The following is a 4,424-nucleotide window of genomic DNA, read 5'->3' as shown; positions in this document are numbered from 1 at the left end:
TGGCTCAGGTTTTTGGCGCTGATCATACTATTACTTCTCTCGATTTTCTCACTCTTTCGAGTTAAGATCAAAGCGCATTTAATTCGCTAAGTTTTTTCGATATTCTCCCAACTCGGTTTGTTACATAAGCCGGGTTTTTTATTTTCCACAATTACCCAAATCAAGCAAGTTCTTGAATTCTTTAGTTTGTCAACTTATCGAAAAGTCTAAAAGGGGTTTTAGTGAATAATTAAGAACCGGCAAAAGCCAACAAACGCAGTTTGTAACTACAAGATTTACTACCTTTTTTTTGAGGGAATAGATATCCTCTTATATCCTGCTGATTGACTATTATTAAATGATTTTTGATAATGAGTCACGTCCTACCAAGAGTCATAAAAACTATATTATAAATAACCAATATAAAAGCGAACAATTATCAACTATTTTTGGGTAGAAAATATCGCATTTTACAGCGTATGTGCGTACATTCTGTACGTTTTTTCCATGTAAAAATAATTTAGCGGTAACTCAGGTTTGGCTAAAAAAATGCCTGATTTCGCAGGTAAACACAGCGAACTGCTACTTTGGGAAGATGTCGATCAAAAAAAAATCGCAGTAAATAGAACTTGTTAACTATGCGAAACCGAGAAATTAGCAATTAACAATTTCTTATTAGCAATTAACAATACTATCTACCATTGAAGATGGACATTTTACAAGTCAAGGAGCTATGTAACTCATGAAAAATTTAGGGTGCAACTACTCTTCGCTAATTCACCAATCAAGTTGCGATCGCCGCGACAAAGAGTCCATAAAAGCTTCTTTGATTGGGACGCCCTTAGTCGGGGATGTGGAGATCGATGTTTCCTGTTTAGCAAAAGAGAGTTGTGGCGTCAAGACTAAACATAAAAAACATTTAGTTTGCATCGACCCAAGGGTAGAGAATTATCAGCATCTTACCAGCGGAGTAAAACCAGGGACAGAGATAATTGTCCTCGATCGAACCCTGGACGGAGTAGAACAAATTACCGAGATTCTAGCTAAACGCAGCTTAATTGCCAGCCTTCAAATAGTTGCTCACGGCAATGAAGCTTCGGTGCAACTGGGGTCAACTTTACTGAAGGATGAAAACTTGCAAAAGTACGATCGGCATTTTCAACAGTGGCGCAATGCCTTCAGGGAAAAAGCCGATATTTTATTATTAGCGTGTAAGGTTGGGGCTGGAAAATCCGGGATTGCTTTCGTGCGGAAGCTGAGAAAATTAACAGGCGCAAATATAGCTGCTTCTAACAATCTAATTGGCAGTGCAAAATTAGGAGGAAACTGGCAATTAAATGTTACAGCAGGACAAGTAAAAACCGCAATAGCCTTTGAAACAAAAAACCAGGAAACTTACAGCGCTGTCCTCATTAATTTAGTGGACGAAAGTTTTCAAGACGCACGTCTAATCGGGCCTTGGATCTCTGGGGTAACAGGCACGTCAGACGCTCCAGCTTTAACAGCAGGAACCGGAACCGAGAGTTTTCCGGGTTTGAACATAGATCCGGTCGGCAGCGGGGCGTTGAGATTAACTTCAAGAACTTTTGACCAATCTACTTTTGTTATCTATAACAGTCAGGTTCCAGTCAACAGCGGTCTTAACATTGTCTTCGACTTATTTGTCTACAACGGCACTGCGCGTCCGAATTTAGCAGGGCGGACAGGTGATGGCATAAGTTTCTTTTTAATTGACGGTACGGTGACGCCAACAGTAGCTGGAGGCTATGGAGGGTCTCTCGGCTACGCCCAAAATACAGATACAAATCAGCCCGGTTTACTGGGAGGTTATTTAGGAATTGGATTAGATGAATTCGGAAATTTTTCAACTACAACTCAAGGGCGTGTAGGTGGAATTCCGGGGGGGCGTAGAGCAGATTCGGTAACGCTTCGAGGTAGCGAAGCTACGCAATATAAGTTTTTAACTTCTACTTTTGTGCCGCAGGGAGTAGATAATATTCCAGATACCGTAAATCCTCTGCCTCCAAACGGGCCGATCAACGCACTTACTACCAGTCGCGAAGCAGCCAGAAGAAGAGTTCAAATTATTTTGCAACCACCCAATTCTGCAACGCCAAACCGTCTCACAGTTAACTTTGATCTCAACAATAATGGTTCGTTTACAGATCAGGGCGAGACTATTATCGACATTGCCAATTTAGAGGATATAAACGGGCCAATACCGGCAACATTCAAATTTGGTTTTGCTGGTTCAACGGGAGACGCAACAAATATTCACGACGTTCGCACTTTATCTATCCAAACTATAGACGTGCCGCTGACTACGGCAGATGTTGCCTCAAGGAAAACAGGCCCGGCCGCAGCGGCACCGGGTAGCAGCATTACTTACACAATTACGACAGTAAATAACGGCCCCAACGACGCCGAAAACGTGGTGATTGAAGATCAATTGCCCGTCGGGGCAGTATTTGCTAGTGCCGAGGGCGACGGCACTTTCAACGCGACAACGAGACTGGTAACCTGGCCAACTATTCCGAATTTACCTGTTGGGACTACCACCACGCGCACCGTAACTGTTACGACCCCAACTACACTTGGCTCTATTACCAACAGTGTATTCAGCAGCAGCAGTACGATCGATCCCGTACCCGGTAACAACAGCGGCAGCAGTCCGGAGGCGCGAGTCACGACCACTATTACGAACGATAGGGCTGATGTAGTGACGGTCAAAACCGGACCCGCTACTGCAGCAGCCGGCTCGACTGTCACCTACACAATTACGGCAGCCAACAGTGGGCCGAGTGCGGCAACCAATGTGGCGATCGCCGACAGCATTGTTCCGGGTTTAACAGGAGTCAGCGTCTCCGACGGCGGAACTTACAACGAAACTACAGGTATTGTGACTTGGACGGCGATCCCATCCCTAGCCAGCGCAGCCAGTACCAACAGAACCGTCAGTTTCACAGTTCCCGCCACCGGCGGCACCGTCGCCAACACTGCTAGCAGCACATCAAGTAGCCTAGACCCCAATCCCGACAACAACAACGGCAGCAGCCCCCAAGCGCGAATCACCACCACTATTACCGATAGCGCTGATGTAGTGACGGTCAAAACCGGACCCGCTACTGCAGCAGCCGGCTCGACTGTCACCTACACAATTACGGCGGCTAACAGTGGGCCGAGTGCGGCAACCAATGTGGCGATCGCCGACAGCATTGTTCCGGGTTTAACAGGAGTCAGCGTCTCCGACGGCGGAACTTACAACGAAACTACAGGTATTGTGACTTGGACGGCGATCCCATCCCTAGCCAGCGCAGCCAGTACCAACAGAACCGTCAGTTTCACAGTTCCCGCCACCGGCGGCACCGTCGCCAACACTGCTAGCAGCACATCAAGTAGCCTAGACCCCAATCCCGACAACAACAACGGCAGCAGCCCCCAAGCGCGAATCACCACCACTATCACCGATAGCGCTGATGTAGTTACGATCAAAACCGGGCCCGCTACGGCCACCCCTGGGTCAAATGTCACCTACACCATTCTCACTGAAAACAGAGGGCCCACTACCGCCACCAACATTACCGTTACAGATAGCATCATTCCCGGTTTAACGGGCGTTACAGCGTCCAGCGGCGGTATTTACGACCCAGCCACAGGCATTGTCAGCTTTCCGCCCATTGCCAGCTTAGCTGACGGCGTGACCGTCAGCCGGACTGTCAGATTCCCAGTCCCGGCAACCGGCACTGTCAGCAACACGGCAAGAAGTACCTCAAACACGAATGACCCGAATCCCGCCAACAATAACGGCAGCGATCCCGGCGCAACTGTTACCACCAGCATCGCCTCACCCCCGACTCCGACTCCGACTCCGACTCCCGCACCGACTCCGACTCCCGCCAACCAACCGCCGATAGCTAACAACGTCAACCTCGAAATCGCCCCCAGCAGCGCTGTGCCGATCGCAGGACTCGGAGGAAGCGACCCCGACGGCTCGATCGCATCCTTCACCATCAACACCGTCCCACCAGCCAATGAAGGGCTGATATTTTTAGGCAATCCCGAGACGGGCGGCACGATTGTCACCGCCGGTCAAATTCTGACACCTGCTGACATTAACCAATTATTTTTCCAATCGACAGCCAACTTTACCACCGCCAATTTCACCTACAGCGTTACAGACAACCAGGGCGCTACCAGCCCCGCCAGCGCTACTGTATCCGCGCTGCCGCCACAGCCAAACCTACCGCCGACAGCTAATAACGTCAACGTCGAGATCGCCCCCAGCAGCACTGTGGCGATCGCAGGACTCGGAGGAAGCGACCCCGACGGCTCGATCGCATCCTTCACCATCAACACCGTCCCACCAGACAATGAAGGGCTGATATTTTTAGGCAATCCCGAGACGGGCGGCACGATTGTCACCGCCGGTCAAATTCTGACACCTG

1 protein-coding gene is annotated in these 4,424 nt (G+C 49.0%); it reads left to right on the top strand.

Annotated features, from left to right (window positions below):
• Nucleotides 1–721: 721 nt before the first annotated feature.
• Nucleotides 722–4,424: DUF4347 domain-containing protein (locus QUA53_RS28615; protein ID WP_333249280.1), on the top strand; the 3,703-nt coding region annotated here is incomplete at its 3' end.

The sequence above is a fragment of the Microcoleus sp. Pol12B3 genome, assembly GCF_036701355.1.
Lineage (GTDB): Bacteria > Cyanobacteriota > Cyanobacteriia > Cyanobacteriales > Microcoleaceae > Microcoleus.
Note: the sequence above shows the minus strand (reverse complement) of the source record. Positions and strands in the feature narration are given on the sequence as shown.